At 62.4% G+C, this 15,815-nt stretch carries 10 protein-coding genes; 9 read left to right on the forward strand and 1 reads right to left on the reverse strand.

What is annotated here, in order from left to right:
- Positions 1 to 145 precede the first annotated feature (145 nt).
- The 4 genes from ESB00_RS10985 (at position 146) to ESB00_RS11000 (ending at position 5,923) form a co-directional block, all read left to right on the forward strand.
- Positions 146 to 1,651 carry a sulfatase gene (locus tag ESB00_RS10985; protein ID WP_129047734.1) on the forward strand — a complete coding sequence of 502 codons (1,506 nt, stop codon included), beginning with the start codon at positions 146 to 148 and terminating at the stop codon, positions 1,649 to 1,651.
- Positions 1,652 to 1,701: 50 nt separating this feature from the next.
- Positions 1,702 to 3,054 carry a sulfatase gene (locus tag ESB00_RS10990; RefSeq protein ID WP_164976155.1) on the forward strand — a complete coding sequence of 451 codons (1,353 nt, stop codon included), beginning with the start codon at positions 1,702 to 1,704 and terminating at the stop codon, positions 3,052 to 3,054.
- Between the two features lie 98 nt (positions 3,055 to 3,152).
- Entirely contained in the window at positions 3,153 to 3,848 is a 696-nt protein-coding gene (locus ESB00_RS10995; RefSeq protein WP_218938732.1) for a hypothetical protein, read from the forward strand.
- A gap of 68 nt (positions 3,849 to 3,916) precedes the next feature.
- A complete protein-coding gene (locus ESB00_RS11000; RefSeq protein WP_129047737.1) occupies positions 3,917 to 5,923 on the forward strand; it encodes a YyaL domain-containing protein in 2,007 nt (668 codons plus the stop codon).
- 9 nt (positions 5,924 to 5,932) lie between these two features.
- On the opposite strand, the gene ESB00_RS11005 is transcribed toward ESB00_RS11000, so the two are convergent.
- Positions 5,933 to 6,958 (reverse strand): LacI family DNA-binding transcriptional regulator, encoded by a 1,026-nt coding sequence (locus ESB00_RS11005; protein ID WP_129047738.1) that lies wholly within the window; start codon positions 6,956 to 6,958, stop codon positions 5,933 to 5,935.
- Between the two features lie 315 nt (positions 6,959 to 7,273).
- Between ESB00_RS11005 and ESB00_RS11010 the strand changes: the two genes are divergently transcribed.
- The 5 genes from ESB00_RS11010 (at position 7,274) to araD1 (ending at position 15,814) form a co-directional block, all read left to right on the forward strand.
- A complete protein-coding gene (locus ESB00_RS11010; protein WP_129047739.1) occupies positions 7,274 to 10,582 on the forward strand; it encodes a hypothetical protein in 3,309 nt (1,102 codons plus the stop codon).
- Positions 10,583 to 10,658: 76 nt separating this feature from the next.
- The gene (locus ESB00_RS11015) at positions 10,659 to 11,279 is read left to right on the forward strand and encodes a redoxin domain-containing protein (RefSeq protein WP_164976157.1); all 621 of its coding nucleotides are present in this window, start codon (positions 10,659 to 10,661) and stop codon (positions 11,277 to 11,279) included.
- 464 nt (positions 11,280 to 11,743) lie between these two features.
- Complete coding sequence (locus ESB00_RS11020) at positions 11,744 to 13,534, forward strand: tetratricopeptide repeat protein (protein ID WP_164976158.1); 1,791 nt, start codon at positions 11,744 to 11,746, stop codon at positions 13,532 to 13,534.
- Between the two features lie 118 nt (positions 13,535 to 13,652).
- Positions 13,653 to 14,825: a mandelate racemase/muconate lactonizing enzyme family protein gene (locus ESB00_RS11025; protein WP_129047742.1), complete on the forward strand. Its 1,173-nt coding sequence runs from the start codon at positions 13,653 to 13,655 to the stop codon at positions 14,823 to 14,825.
- A complete protein-coding gene (gene araD1, locus ESB00_RS11030) occupies positions 14,825 to 15,814 on the forward strand; it encodes an AraD1 family protein (RefSeq protein WP_129048340.1) in 990 nt (329 codons plus the stop codon). The genes ESB00_RS11025 and araD1 overlap by 1 nt, the downstream gene beginning before the upstream one ends.
- The last annotated feature ends 1 nt before the right edge of the window (position 15,815 follow it).

Raw genomic sequence — 15,815 nt, forward strand, 5'->3', positions numbered from 1 at the left:
TGCTTGTGTCTGGCCTGCTCCCGCGCGCTGATACCGTGCAGTATCCCTCAGGCCAAAGGCAAGTGAGCACGAATCGCCAATCCAGTCCTGCTTTTCCCTTAGTTTCACAACGTCCCCCAGCGTTTTGGAACCACCTCCACTACCGATGAAATTCACCCACGCGTGCTTGGTACTTCTGTTTGCCCTTGCCCCATTTTTGTCCGCCGCCGACCGGCCCAATATTCTGGTCATCGCCGTCGATGATCTGAACCACTGGGTCAACCACCTCGGCCGCAACCCGCAGGTCATTACCCCGAATCTCGACCGTCTTGCCGCCCGAGGCGTCACGTTCACGAACGCCCACACCGCTTCCTCCGTCTGCAATCCCAGCCGCGCTGCCTTTCTCACCGGCCTACGGCCCTCGACCTCGGGCGTGTATGGCAATGCCACCGACTGGCGCACGGTGATCGGCGATGGCTACGCACTGCCGGGCTTTCTCCGCCGACAGGGATACTACACTTTCGGCGTAGGCAAACTCTTCCACACCGCCCGGCATATCCGGCCGGGCGACTGGGATGACTACCCGCAGAATCCGCGCGGCGATGATTCTCTCGCCCAAAATGAAAATTCCTCCGCCCGCACCGCACGCAGCGATGCCTCCGTGCCCACTCTGCGCTACACGGCCGGCGATCTTTCCATCGCGGAACTAAGTGGCGGCGACGACAGCGTCGGGGACTACTGGACCGCCAGTGCCGCGATCTCAGCCCTCGCGGAGCCACGCGACGGACCGTTCTTCATTGCCTGCGGGATATTCCGTCCCCACCTGCCGTGGCATGTTCCGCAGAAATACTTCGATCTCTACCTCGAGGAAACCATCGAGCTTCCACCCTACCGGCAGGATGACCTCGAGGACGTACCGGGCGGCAAGGCATCCGAGGAGCACCTGAAGATCCTGGCGGAAGGATCGTGGAAGAAAGCAATCCGCGCCTATCTCGCCTGCATCACCTATGCCGACGTGCAGATCGGGCGCGTGCTCGACGCCTTGGACAAGAGTCCGCATCGGGACAAAACCATCGTCGTCGTTCTCGGCGACCATGGCTGGCATCTCGGCGAGAAGCAGAAGTGGCGCAAGACCGGCCTGTGGGAGGAGGCCACGCGCATGCCCTACATCTGGGCCGGACCGGGCATATCGCGCGGCGGCCGCGCCGCGCAGCCGGTGGACACGATGAGCCTATATCCTACCCTCGTCGAGTTGGCCGGCCTTGCTCGCCCCGCTCACGTCGAGGGCGCGTCAATCACCCGCTACCTTCACGACCCGGCGTCCGCCTGGGATGGCACCCCGGCGCTCACGACCTGGCAGTTCAACAACCACAGCGTGCGCACCGACCGCTGGCGATATCTGCGTTGGAACAATGGCAACGAAGAGCTCTACGACCACTCCGTCGATCCCTACGAATGGCACAACCTGCTCTCCCCGTTGAACGCCGACCGGGCCAAGGATCTCGATCTTGCCCGGATCAAGGCCGAACTCGCCGCCCACTTTCCGCAGGTCAATCGCACCCCTGAAGAAGGCTCGCGCGTATTCGGCGGCGAACCCAAAACCGGTGAAGCCGGCGCGGAAGCCCGGCGCGAGCAGCGTCGCCGCGAGCGCTCCGCCCAATCCGCTCCCTAACGCTAATGCGCCTGCTCGCACTTCTCATCCTTTCGTTTTTCCCCGCGGCGATGGCACTGTTCGCTGCCAACCGTCCGCCCAACGTCGTCATCATCATGGCCGACGACATGAACGACTACGGGTTTCTCGGGGCTCATCCCGACGCCCTGACGCCGCGGCTCGACGCCTTCCGCCGGGAAGCCCTGACCTTTCCCCGGACCTACTGCCCCGCCCCGGCCTGCGTGCCTTCGCGCGCTGCGTTCTTCACGGGACTCAACCCCCATCGCACCGGCGCCTATCTCAATGGCAGCGATCCTTGGGACAAACCGGGGTTCGACCGTTATGAGTCCATGCCCGAACTTTTCCGCCGGCGCGGCTATGCAACCTGGGGCGGCGGCAAGGTGTTTCATGCCAAGATCACCGAGGCTCGCCGCTCGGCCGCCTGGACCGTGGATGCAGGTGCCAACGGCGGGTTCGGCCCGCACGTCCTGCCCGCCGACCAGATCGACGGCCAGTGGTGGGGCGCCACGTCCTGGACCGGACCCGACTCCGACTTCCCCGACGTGCGCACCCTCACCCAGGCGCGTGAATTCCTCGCCCGTCACGAGGATGGCAAACCCTTCTTCATGTTCGTCGGCCTGTGGCGCCCTCATACGCCATTCACCGCCCCGAAACGCTTTTTCGATCTCTACGATCCCGCCAGGCTCCGCCTGCCACCCGCCGGGTGGCGGCACGGCGACCTCGACGACGTTCCGCCCGAGGGACAACGTCTCGCCGGCGTCTGGGGCCAGCGCTGGACCACTTCCGGTGTCGATCACCCTGAGGCTTGGCGACGCATCCTGCACGGCTACCTCGCCTGCACGAGCTTTGCCGACTGGGCCATCGGAGAGGTTCTCGATGGTTTGCGCCAGCGCGCCGATTACGCCAACACCCTCGTCATCGTGACCACCGACAACGGTTATCACCTCGGCGAGAAAGACCACTTCGAGAAGTCCACGCTGTGGGAGGCGTCGGCCCGCACGCCGCTCGCCGTGCGCCTGCCGGGAGGCCGGCACGCCGGCCAGATCAGCCCCCGTGTGATCGGACTGATCGATGTGCTCCCAACCCTGGCGCAGCTTTGTGAACTCCCTGCGCCCGGACATGCCTACGACGGGCGCACTCTTGCTCCGCTGCTGGAGGACCCGTCCTCAGCCTGGCCCTACCCGGCTTTCACGGCACACCGCGACCGCTCCGCGGCCTGGCGTGACGAGCGCTGGCGCTACATCCGTTATCCCGACGACACCGAGGAACTCTACGACCATACCGTGGACCCGCATGAATGGCACAATTTGGCCCCCAGCCCGGTCCACCATGAAGTGTTGCAACGATTCCGCACGCTCTGGCCGGAGACCTGGGCGCCGTCCCTCGGAGGACGCGATGGTTGAAAGGTCGGCCCATGAAACGAGTCGCCTGTTGTTTCCTTTTTCTGCCTTGGGTCGTATCGGCTCCAGCGGCCGGACCCGAGGTTCTGGTCGTGGCGGATATGTTGGCCCCGCCTGAAACCTTGCCGGTCCCGACAGCCGAGCAACCGGTGCCCTTTGTTTTCCTGGGCGGACTCGAGCAGGACATCGGTGCATCCGTCGGCGGTTTGCCCCCGACGCCGGCCGAAGAAATGCGCCGGCTTCTGGTCGGCGCGCTGGCGCGGGCGCACTTTATCGAGACCAAGGTGGGCGGGCCAATGCCGGCGATCGTCATTTTCTACACCTGGGGCACCGCGAATCTCGACACTTTCGAGCAGATTGAGGTCGATAGCGAAACGGGCACAGACTCGAACCGACTCGTGGACTTCAACGGCCGCGAGATGGCGCGCCTGGTGGGCATCAACAAGGCCGGCCAGCGCCTTATGTCGTCGGCAGTTGCGGGAGACTTGAACGACGCATTGCTTTCCGAGCGCTTCTATATCTTTGTCGCCGCCCTCGACGCCAAGGCCCTGCTCCGGCGAGAGAAAAAGCTCGTCTGGCGCACCCGCATCAGCATCGCCGCCCGCCGCACCACCCTGGCGGAATCCATGGGCGTGATGCTGGCCAGCGCCGCACCTTACTTCGGCCGCAACGAGGCCCGGCCGGTTTTCGTGGACGACACTCTGCGGCGCAAGGTCGAGGTGAAGATGGGCGACATCCAAGTGATCGAAAGCGACGTCAGCGCGCCAGACTCACCCCGCCCGAAAAGCCGGCCCTGAGCCGGTGCTTACGGTCACGCAGGCGCGGCGTTGTCGCACCTCGGCAATCCGTTTCAGATGCCCGCCGCATGCCCCGCCCTCCCCGCCTTCGCATCGCCAGTCTGTGGCTGGTTGCATTGCTTTTCGCTACCCGGCTGGCCTCGGCCGATTGGGTCCCTCCCGAGGGCCGTTGGTCCATCGCCACCGGTTGGGCCGACGGATGGCCGGTAAACTGGCAGCACCTTGCCCCTGTCCGAAGCGAGCAGTCCGGAGAGTGGACCCAGCACCACGGCGAATTTGTGCTACCGGGAGGCAAACTGGTCGTCCGGGACAGCGAGCGCACGGTGCGCGACGGTCTGGTCGAGGTTCATCGCCGCTGGCAGTGGACCGCATCGGAACCGCTGGCCCGCGTTTCGCTCTCCGTCCGCATCAGGACCGGTTTGGCCGGCTCGGCAAAACCGTTTCTGCCCGGCATCAGCTACTACGACAATCCTGCGGGACAATCCGTGGACCCCGCCCCGATTCCGGTGATCGCGGCCGCCCGTCCCTTGCGTCGGGGCTTTTATGAGGAACATCGTTTTCCCCTGCCTTTCGCCGCCGCCGAAGGCGACACTGCTTCGGGCCCGACCGTGGTCGCTCTGCACAGCACCCCCAGCCCGGTCCGCTTCGGCTGCCAGCCCGACCAGTGGTGGTCGCTTGGTGTTGATTACACTGCTGACGGCGTCGAGCTCGCGCTGCATTCCGGTGCAGTAGCCAGCAACGGGCGCACCGGTATTCTTAAGGGTCATCAGCGTCGCTGGTTCGCCTACCCGGAGGCTTGGTGCACGCTGCCGCCCGGGGCCATCGTGGAAAAGAAATTCCTCGTCGAGACCGCACCAGTGCCCCGCCCCGGTCACGGCTTCCGCGGGCCCATGCATACCGCGGTCCGCCTCAACGCAGCGCTGAATCCCGACGGATTCCCGCCAGTTCGCGATGTTCTTGAGAGAAAGTTTGCCGATACCCTGGCCCGCTGGCGTGAAACTCCGCACGCGATAGGCATTCAGGCTTTTCCGGAGCACCGTCGCTGGATTGATCTCGGCTGGGCAGGTCAATCCGAAGCATTCGCGTATCCCTTCCTCGTGCTCGGCGATGTCTTCGATTTAAGGGAGGCGAAGCGCTATGTGCAGAGCGGGCTGGATTTCATTGCCAGCGCACCCTTCGGGCCGAACGGTTTTCCTGTTCGGTTCAACTTGGACACGGGCGCGTGGCTCGATCGCACCAACCCGCTGTCTCAGGCCCAGGCCATGGAGAATATGCTGCATGCCCTTCGCGTGGCGCGCGGCAAACCGGGGCTTGATGTTTCACGCTGGGAAACCTTTCTCCGCCGCGCGGCTGATCTGCACGCAGCACGTGTGCTTGCTCCGGCTTGGCGTCCCATCTCGACCAACGAAGGATTCCTCATCGCTCCACTGGTCCATGCCTCAACAATCTTGGCCGAGCCCCGATACCTCGACGCGGCACGCAAGGCGGCTGAACACTACATCGACCGTCACCAAGACATGGCCGAACCGTATTGGGGCGGAACGCTCGATGCGCGCTGCGAGGACAAGGAGGGGGCCTGGGCCGCCTTCCAGGGATTCCTCGCGATGCATGAAGTCACGCGCGAGGCCCGTTACCTGGAAGCCGCGACTCATGCCGCCGATGTGGTGCTGAGTTACATGTATGTCTGGGACGTCCCACTGCCGCCCGGGCGCTTGGCCGACCATGGATTCAAAACGCGCGGGTGGACGGCGGTGTCGGTGCAGAACATGCACCTCGACGTTTATGGCGTGCTCTGCGCGCCTGCCTTCTGGCGCCTGGGCAAGCTCACCGGGCGGGAAGAGTATCAGCGCGTGGCCCGGCTGCTCTATGTCGCCTGTGGGCAGCTACTCGATCCCCGCGGCGGACAGGGAGAGCAGATTCACCAAACAAACTATGCCCAGCATTATGACTACGACCATCTCACCGGAGTGCGAGGCGACTACGTCGAGCAGTGGAACGTCTACTGGATCAGCGCCCACTTCCTTGTGGCTGCGGCACAGTTCCGGGAGATGGGTGTGGATGTGACCGCGTGGTGACCGCGTGACTTACCGCTGTTTCCTGACCGTCACACCCGGAACCCAATGAGAACTGCCCAAGGTGGCGCGCGGCGATTCCGGGATTCCGCTCTCATTGTTGTATAGCATCGAAATGAGCATATCCACGGCCGCCTCGCCGGACAGATCGTTGCGCTGCTCCATGGCGGCCCACTCCTGCGCTGATGGGTTGTGCTCAAGGTCAACCAACCCGATATCCCGCGGAATCTTATAACCCAGGTCTTCCAGCCAGATTTTGATGTCGCGGTGCAGGGTAAGAATCACGTCTGGCTTGTGTCTCTCCAGCCACTTTTTGAACCGCTGGAAACAGCTATCGGAACCGTCGGCCTTGTCGAAGGTAGGCACCCGTTGAGCCGTCGGCAGTGCCTGCTGTCCGAACCACATACCGGCGGAAAACCTTCCCTCGACCAGATGGTCCACCGTATGGCTGAGAACAAGGGCGGGGCGCTTGTAGCCCAAGGCGAGCACCTGTTTGACCGCCTCCAGCATCAAGGCATGGTGATCAACGCAGCAGAAGGACAAGGTTGGTTCATGCGTTCGCACGCCGGTCACGACACAGGCGATTTGCGGCCACAGGCTGTCAAACTGCGGAGGCAGCCGGTTCTGATTGAACAACCCCACAACAATCGCGCCCCGGATGCCGCGGGAACGCAGAATACGAGCCAAGCGCGCACCGTTGATCTCGGGATCATGCAGCCAAAAGGTGTCGAAGTGATAACCTTGCGATTCACCCCGGCGGCGACAACCGGTCAGCCAGGCGGCAATCGTGGGGTGGCGCTTCATCGCCAGGGAATCGGGGTGGGCGTTTAACAGCGCGATCGTATACCGAAACTTGGGCACCTTGGTCTTTCGCAATTCGGCCATGAGATGGGACAACACAGGATTGCGTTGATAGCCCAGCTTCTCCGCCAACTGCTGCACCCGCCGCCGTGTTTCCACAGAAATACGGCGGTCATTCTTAAGCGCCAGTGAAACCGTGTTTTTTGAAACTCCCGATTGCTCGGCGAGCATGGTCATGGTCACAGGAACTTTGGGCGGGGTTGTCATCGCGTCGCAGACGGTTGGCCAAGCGAATAGGTTACGGTCCTACTGTCCACCTCATTCGCTGGCCATGATAGCGGTTCAAGCCATGCGCAACCAGCGCGATCGTCTGCACACGATCGCCAAACCGCCATCAACCGGCCACAGATCCGGGTTGCGACATGTATTACGGTCATTCAGGCCAATGCTTTTTGAAGATGCGCACACAGGTAAAGTCCCGGCGACCCCAAAGCCCACGGCACCTCTCGGTGTTGTGCCGCCACGCCCCCAACCCTAGCCCCGAATACTAGCATGCACCTGAAGCATAATCGTCGTCGTGCGTATCCCGTCGCCTTATTGGCGGCACTCGCACTGCTGGCTCAGTCGGCCAGCCTGATCGCCCAAACCGCCCCCGCCCCCGCGGCTGGGCAATCTGAAGAAGCCTCCAAGCTAACCCCGGAAGCCGCCAAGGCTGCTGCCGAGAAGGAGGAATCCGTTCTCGAACTTTCGCCCTTTACGGTGACAGCCACCGAAGAAGAGGGCTGGGTAGCCACCAAGTCGCTCGCCGGCTCCCGCCTGAAGACTGAACTCAAGGACATCGCCGCCCCTGTCGAAGTGCTGACGATGGAGTTCATGAACGACTTTGCTCTGACCTCTGCCGCCGATGCTGCCATCTACACGACCAATGTCGAAGGCGCGGGCGACAATCTGGAACTAGGGCCTGGCGCAGGTTTCGGCACCGGTTTCCCTCCGCCCACCCGCGTCCGCGGTCTGCGCGACGCGACCAACTCCCGCGAATTCTTCGAGAGTTTCATTCCCTCCGACAATTACAACCTTGACCGCGTAACAATCGCTTCCGGTCCGAACAACCTGCTGTTCGGTTCCGGCAGTCCGGCCGGCACGATTGACTCGACCCTGAAACGGGCGCAGTTCCGCGACTTCGCCCGCGTTGACCTGCAGTTCGACTCGAACAAGTCCCAGCGTTACGCCTTCGACGTGAATCAGGATATCATCAAGGATAAGATTGCCCTTCGCGTTTCTCACGTGACCGAAAAGAAGAATTACGAATACGAACCCGCCGGATATGATCACGAGCGCTATTATGGAGCCCTGATGCTGCGGCCGTTTAAAAAGACCACCATCTCGCTCCACGCTGAAAAGGTGAAGGTTCAGAATATTCGGCCGCAGCTCCTTCTGCCTTTCGACAAGGTCAGTGCTTGGAGCAAAGCCGGAAGTATCACCAGCTATACGCACGGGGTGAACAATCCGATCTTTCACAATCCAGCCGCCGGTGCCACCTGGAACAATGCCGTGATAAACAATACCATCTGGGAGCGCCACAACAACAACGTCGTCTTCGTGCACGGCGCCACGGCAGGCTCGATGGCCGGCAAAGCTTACGACTTCAACAACACCGTTCAGATCAAGTCCCCCAAGGATCTGCCGGGTGTTGATCCGCTCAACAATGAGGCTGACGGCTACACCTTCCTTGATGGCACTTACATCCCTGTGGACGTTGACATCGCCGGCGCGGCCAAAGGCCAGAAATTCGACGCTGACATCTACAATATTTTCATCACCCAGCAAATCGGCGACAACCTCTTCATCGAGGCCGCCGCTTCGAAGGAGTCTGTTGAGGACTGGAATGTTGGTATGGGTGGCTACATCGGTGCCTACACGGTCCATCTCGACTCCAACAAGTTCATGGCTGACGGCGTCACGGCCAACCCCAACGCGGGCAAAATGTATATCCAGGGCGACCCGTTCCGCACCCAGACCCTGCGCGAGTCCGAAGACTGGCGCGTCTCTGCCTCCTACGAGTTCGACTTTCTCAAGAAAGACCATTCCTGGTGGCGCAATGTCCTGGGCCGCCAGCGCCTCGCCGCTCTCATTTCTTCACGTGAATCTTCTAACCGCCAACAGGAGTTCTTTCCGCGCATCATACCAGTGAACGGTGTGGATCCCGTCATCACCGGGCATACCTTTACCGCCACCACGGTTAACGGCTGGGCCAACAACTCTTCGCGCATCTTCAACCAGCGCTACTATCTGGATACGGCCGCCGGTGACTATTCACCCAAATCTTACTATGATTTGTTTGGACCAAGTTATTTGGTCGATGCCAACGGCAAGACTCATGTGGTGGATATGTTGAACACAGGTTTGACCGATCCGGAGGGTCGCCGCCTTGGTAATGGTCGCACTAATTCGTTTATCAAATCGAAGTTCGATACCAAGCAACTCTCTTATCAGGGCTTCTTCTGGAACAATCGTCTAGTCGCAACGCTTGGCTGGCGCGAAGACTCGGCCAATTCCACGGGTGCTGTGACCAAACTCGACCCCTTCCGCCCGAATCCCACTGTGCCGGTAAGCGCCCTTGTTGCAGACACCCGTACTGGACTCCTGCCGCTGCTGCAAGATGTCGCCTTTGCGCCGTACAACTCCGCCAACGAACAGTCCGGAACGACCCGCACCCGCGGCTTCGTGGCCCGCCCCTTGCGCGACTTCGTTCGCCTTCCGCTCAACGCCGACATCTCAGTCGCCTGGAATCGCTCCAACACTTTCCAGCCCGACGTCTCCAACCTTGATCCTTTCGGCAACCGCGTGAAGGGCGCTACCGGCGAGGGCGAGGACAAGAGTATTCGCCTTGATCTGATGGAAGGAAAATTCTCCGTCCGCTATACCGAATTCGAGAACTCGGATGGCCCCGCCCGTGCCGGAAATGTGCCGTTCAACCGCTTCCGATTTGATCTCTCCAGCATCCTTAACCGTGTGATGACTCTGGCCAACGGCAGTGGCAACACCCCGATCACCGGCTACACGAACAACCAGGGATTCAATACGCTCGGCAGCGGCGATCCCTATTGGGTGGCAAGCTTCCGCGTCGCAAGCGGCAAAGAATGGGGCATGGACTGGCAGGTCACGAAAAACTTCCAGCTGCGCTTCAACATGAACACTCAGGATGTGACCGAAAGCGACATCGGCCTGCCCTGGTGGGAGTGGCTCGACTTGGAAATCCCGAAGTATCAGGCCCTCACCTTCCCGGAGGGTGGTATCAGCAATCCGCGCGACCTCAACAGCAACGGCGTCATTGACACTTGGAATTGGAACACAGCTTGGATCAGTGACTCCGACCAACGCACCGTCGCCCAGCGATATGATGAAGTCGTCATCCGCGGCGCCAACGGTAAGGATATCATTCAATCGCTGGATGGCCGCCCCAACGAGTTCGTCCGTGAGAATCGGTACAACGTCAACTGGATGTATCGCTTCTCCGAAGGACGGCTCAAGGGTCTGAGCGTCGGCGGTGCCTTCCGCCACCGCGCCGCCCCCGTGCTCTCCTTTAACAAAAAGCTGGTGAACGGTATCGGTGCTCTCGACATCGAGAATCCCTTCTATGGCAAGGAGGAGAACTTGGTGGACCTCAGCTTCAACTACCGTCGCAAGCTCAACGACTCCTTCTGGGGCGTGAAGGGCTACAACATTGGCTTAAACATCCGGAACGTGCTCGACGATTCCGACCTCTACGACAAACTGATCAACGTCAGCGGCGTCGCGGTCCGCCGGGCCAAGCCTTTTGAGGGTCGCACTTTCATCCTCAGCATGGGCTTCGATCTGTGATCTTCTGTTCCATGGGGTTATGAACAGTCGAGGCGCCCGCGCAAGTGGGCGCCTTTTCCTTGCCCACTTCTTCCGCATGATCTCCCCTGTTCCACCTTTTCTGTGGTCCCGCACCAAGCCGCCTGTCGCCGGCCTTCGGTGGATACTATTGGTACTGGTCGTCCTGATTCTCAGGCTTCCGGGCGCAGATACCCCGTCGCGCGATCTCACGGGACACGCCTTTGATCCGCTCGACCATGCCCCGGCCGGCACGGTGATTCTGTTGTTCATGGCCACTGATTGTCCGATTTCGAACCGCTACGCTCCGGTGGTGAATGATCTGGTCAAGGTGTTCGCGTCTCCAACCCTGCGGTTTTTCGCCGTATATCCCGACCCCGCCACCACGCCCGCCGCGATCCGAAAACATCAATGGGACTATGGCTACACGCTCCCAACCCTGATGGATCCGGAACATACGCTGGTCAGGCGGGCCGGAGCCACTGTAACACCCGAGGTCGCTGTATTCAGCATATCGGCAGAAGCCGGTAAAAGTCCGCGTTTGGTCTATCGCGGACGTATCGATAACCGCCACGAAGACATTGGACGGTCCCGTCCCAACGCAACCCAGGACGATCTTCGCGAGGTTCTCAAGGCTATCGTCAACGGCACGCCCCTCGAACTCCACACCACCCGTGCTGTGGGCTGCTACATTGAATGACTCGTCCTCGGATTATATTCGGCCTCCTGATTGTCGGCCTGGGTTCGTGCAAGGCCGTTCCGCGCACCGATTACGCGACGGGAATCGCACCCATCCTGAACCAACACTGCGTCGCTTGCCACCGGCCGGAGGGCAGTGCCCCCTTCAGCCTGCTCGGCTATGAGGCCGCACGCCGCCGTGCCCGTCTTATGGCAGACGTGGCTGCCGACCGTTACATGCCTCCCTGGAAACCTGAGCCAAATTACGGACCGGCGCTGGTAGGCTCGCGAGGTCTCTCCGCAACCGAACTCGCCGTCCTGCGCTCCTGGGCCGATACTGGAGCACCCTCCGGCGACCTATCCCTCACCCCCGAGCCCCCATCCCCGCCGCACGACGGCTGGACTCTGGGCGAGCCCGACCTCGTGCTCCAAGCCACCGAGGCCTATCAACTCGGAGCCGCGGGCTCCGATGTTTTCCGCAACTTCGTGCTGCCGCTGCCGCTCGATCGCCGTCGTTACGTCCGCACTGTGGAGTTTCTCCCCGAATCGCGAAATGCGATTCACCATGCCGTCATCGCATTGGACCCGACACCGGGCTCCCGCGCGCGTGATGCCGCCGATCCCGGACCAGGTTTCGATTCGATGGATCTCGGCCAAGCCATCAATCCCAATGGACATATCATCGGTTGGACGCCCGGTCAAATCCCCTACGAGGTGTTTCCGGGCACCGCCTGGGAACTCGCTCCCGGCACTGACCTGATCCTGCAACTGCATCTCGTTCCAACCGGCCGAAGCGAATTCATCCGACCGCGCATCGGCCTGTATTTCACCGAGGAGTCTCCCAGCGTTACCAGCACGGTGATCCAATTGCGCGAATACGACCTGGATATTCCCGCCGGCGCTGTGGCGCACGAAATTGAGGAGACTTTCACCCTTCCCACGTCCGCCCGCGTTTTCGGGCTCTATCCCCACGCCCACTACCTCGGCAAGGATCTGCGGGTGTTCGCCGAGCTGCCCGACGGTCGCCCTCAGGGGCTTATTCGTATCCCCGATTGGGATTTCGCCTGGCAGAGCGACTACCGTTTGGTTGAACCGCTGCGCCTCCCGGCCGGATCCCGCATCGTGATGCGCTACAGCTACGACAATTCCGCCAGCAACCCACGCAACCCCTCTCGCCCGCCGCAACGCGTAAAAGCCGGTTGGCGCTCTGCCGACGAAATGGGCGAAGTCGCGATCCAGCTCCTGCTCGATCGTCAGTCGGACCGCCTGCTTCTTGACGAGGCCCAAGCCCGCTATGATTTGGCCAGTGGCGTTACCACGGCAACCTCATGGTATAATCTGGCGGTCGCACTCGACTATCAGGACCGCAACGCCGAGGCCGAGGCAGCCTATACCCGTGCTCTCACTCTGGACCCCACGCTGGCGAAGGCGGTCAACAATCTCGGCGTGCTCGCCGAACAGCGCGGTGATCACACCGCTGCGCTGCGCCACTATCAGGCGGCCCGGGTGGCCGATCCTCAGGCCATCGAAACCCGCCTGAACCTCGCCCGCCTCCTCGCCCGCCAGGGCGGGATCGCGGAGGCGCGTCCGCTGCTTCAGGACGCCCTGCGTGACCAGCCCAGGAACCTTCGCGTCCGGCTCACGCTGGCTGACCTCCTGGTTGCCGCTCGCAATGCGGCCACCGCCCGCAGTCTCCTCGACACCACTCCGGTCGATCTTGCCGGTGATGCCCGCGTGCTGCTGCGCCGGGGCAAGCTTTTGGCCTTGGCTGGAGAGGCGGCCAAGGCCCGTGCGGTCCTCGCACAAGCCGCCGTTGCCCCTGTCTTCGACGATGAGCATATTGACCGACTCACCCGGGAATGCCACGCGGAAGCCCGCTACAATCTGGCCATCCTCGCCCAAGACACGGGCAGTATCGCCGCGGTCTCCGCAGAACTGGAAACCGCCCTCTCCCTTTGGCCGGAGCATCCTGACTCCCTCCTGATGTCCTTGGCCGTGGCCGGGGCCCGGGGCGATCATCCCAACCAGCGCCAACTGCTGGACCGTTTGCTCGAGCTTCCCACGGAACGTCAATTTCCCCACTCAACCCTGCTGGAATTCCTGCCCGGTGCGTCAGGGGCCGTCCTTCTGGCTGATGCCTTGGATCGAAAAGGGGAACACGCGGCGGCCCGGGCCACGATCTTGACTGCCCTCGCCTCCGCCCGCACCCAAGCCCAGGTCTCCGCGGTGCAGGAACTCGAGGCCTGGCTGAAAAATCATATGCCCCGCCCCCGCTGAATTCCACTCGTCCTCTGTATTACGATAAAATTTGTGTCCGGTCGCCTCAGGCGGCCGGGCCGCCTGACATCAACCCACGGCCCCCCGTCTGCTTTCCGCCGTCCCCCTTTTTCCGCTTATGAAGATCACCGCTGTCACTCCGCTAGTCCTGGGTACCGCTTGGCGCGAACTCCTCTTTGTCAAGGTAGAGACCGACGATGGCCTCACCGGTTGGGGCGAGGTTCGCCCGCTCAACAAGACTGAGGCTGTCATCGGCTACCTGCGCGAGGCCGCACCGCGCTACGCCATCGGCCGCGACCCTTTTGAAACCGAACGCCTCGTTTACGAGATGATGATGGGCGACTTCGGTCGCCCGGGAGAAGTAGCCATGTCGGCGCTCGCCTGCCTTGAGATCGCTTGCTGGGACATCAAGGGCAAGGCGCTCAATCAGCCGGTCTATCGTCTGCTTGGTGGCGCAGTGCGCGACCGCATCAAGCTTTACGCCAATGGTTGGTATCGGGTCGAACGCACGCCGGCCGCGTTTGCCCAAGCTGCCCGTGCCGCCGTCGCCAAGGGCTACCGCGCGCTCAAGTTCGATCCCTTCGGAAACTCGTTCTTTGATTTTTCCTCCGCCGAAAAGCGCCTGTCCATCCGCTTGGTCGAGGCGGTGCGCGACGCCGTCGGCCCCGACATAGACCTGCTCGTCGAGATGCACGGCCGCTTCACCCCGATCGGGGCCATCGAGATGGCCCGCGATCTCGCCCCGCTCAAGCCCGCCTGGTTCGAAGAACCCGTCCCGCCCGAGAACCTGAAGGCCCTCAAGAAGGTCATGGACGCCATCGCGCCGCTCGGCATCCCCGTCGCCACCGGGGAGCGGATCCACACTCCCTGCGACGTGCGCGAGTTGTTCGAACTCCAGGCTGCCGACATTCTACAGACCGACATCACCCACTTCGGCGGCCTCGCCAACGCCAAGAAAATCGCGGCCCAGGCCGAGTATGCCTACATGCGCATCGCCCCGCACAACGTCGGCGGCCCCGTCTCCACCGCTGCCGCCCTGCATTTCAACGCCTGCACCCCCAACGCGATGATCCAGGAAAACTTCAACGACTTCGACGAGTCCTACGTGATGCAGGCCGCCCCGGGCGTGCCGGCCCTGGCACCCGACGGCGACGGCTGCGTCGCCCTTCCCGCCGGTCCCGGGCTCGGCGTGCAGGTCGACGAGGCGCTCCTCGCCGCGCATCCCACGAAGCGCGTTCATTTCAACCTGTTCAAAAACGACTGGCACAAGCGCGACACCAAAAAATCATGATTCGCCTCATCCAATTCCTCGATCCAGCCGGCTCCCGGCGGGTTGGCCTCGTCGAGGGCGACACTGTGCGCGAATTGCCCGAGTGGTCCACCACCTACGCCCTCGCCCAGGCCGCGCTTGCGCGAGGTTTGAGCCTGAGCGCCCTGATCGGTCTCTCCGGACGCGGAATCCCTCACGATTTTGACCAGCTGCTCGCGGAGCAACGGGTGCTGCTTCCGTTCAATCATCCCGATCCCGCTCACTGTTCTGTCACCGGCACCGGGCTCACCCACCTCGGCAGCGCCCAGACCCGCGATGCCATGCACGCAAAGATCGCCGGCGCCGAGTCCACGCTCACCGACTCGATGCGGATCTTCCGCTGGGGCGTCGAGGGTGGCAAACCCGCCGACGGTTCGCCGCCGGTGCAACCCGAGTGGTTCTACAAGGGCGACGGCTCCTGGCTTGTGCCGCCCGGCGGACCCCTCGTGCGACCGGCGTTCGCCGAAGACGGCGGCGAAGAGGCCGAGATTGTCGGCCTCTACCTCATTGACGTTGATGGCACGCCCTGCCGCGTCGGGTACGCTCTCGGCAACGAATTTTCCGACCACGTGATGGAACGGAAGAACTACCTCTACCTCGCGCACTCCAAGCTGCGCACCTCCTCTTTCGGTCCCGAACTGTTGATCGGAGAACTGCCCGCTTCGATCACCGGCAACGCCCGCCTGCTCCGTAGCGGTGTCGAGGTCTGGTCCGGCGCTTTCCACACCGGCGAGGACAACATGAGCTACCGACTGGCCGGCCTCGAGCACCACCATTTCAAATATGCCGGCTTCCGCCGACCCGGTGACGTGCATTGCCATTTCTTTGGCACCTCGCTCCTGAGCTTCGCGGCCGGCGTGCAGGCCCAGGACGGCGACGTGTTCGAGATCGCCGCCGCCCCTTTCACGCGGCCGCTCCGCAATCCCCTCCGCCACGACTCCACTCGCACTCCGGCCGTCCGGGTCCTTTGAC

This window comes from Oleiharenicola lentus (assembly GCF_004118375.1).
Classification (GTDB): domain Bacteria; phylum Verrucomicrobiota; class Verrucomicrobiia; order Opitutales; family Opitutaceae; genus Lacunisphaera; species Lacunisphaera lenta.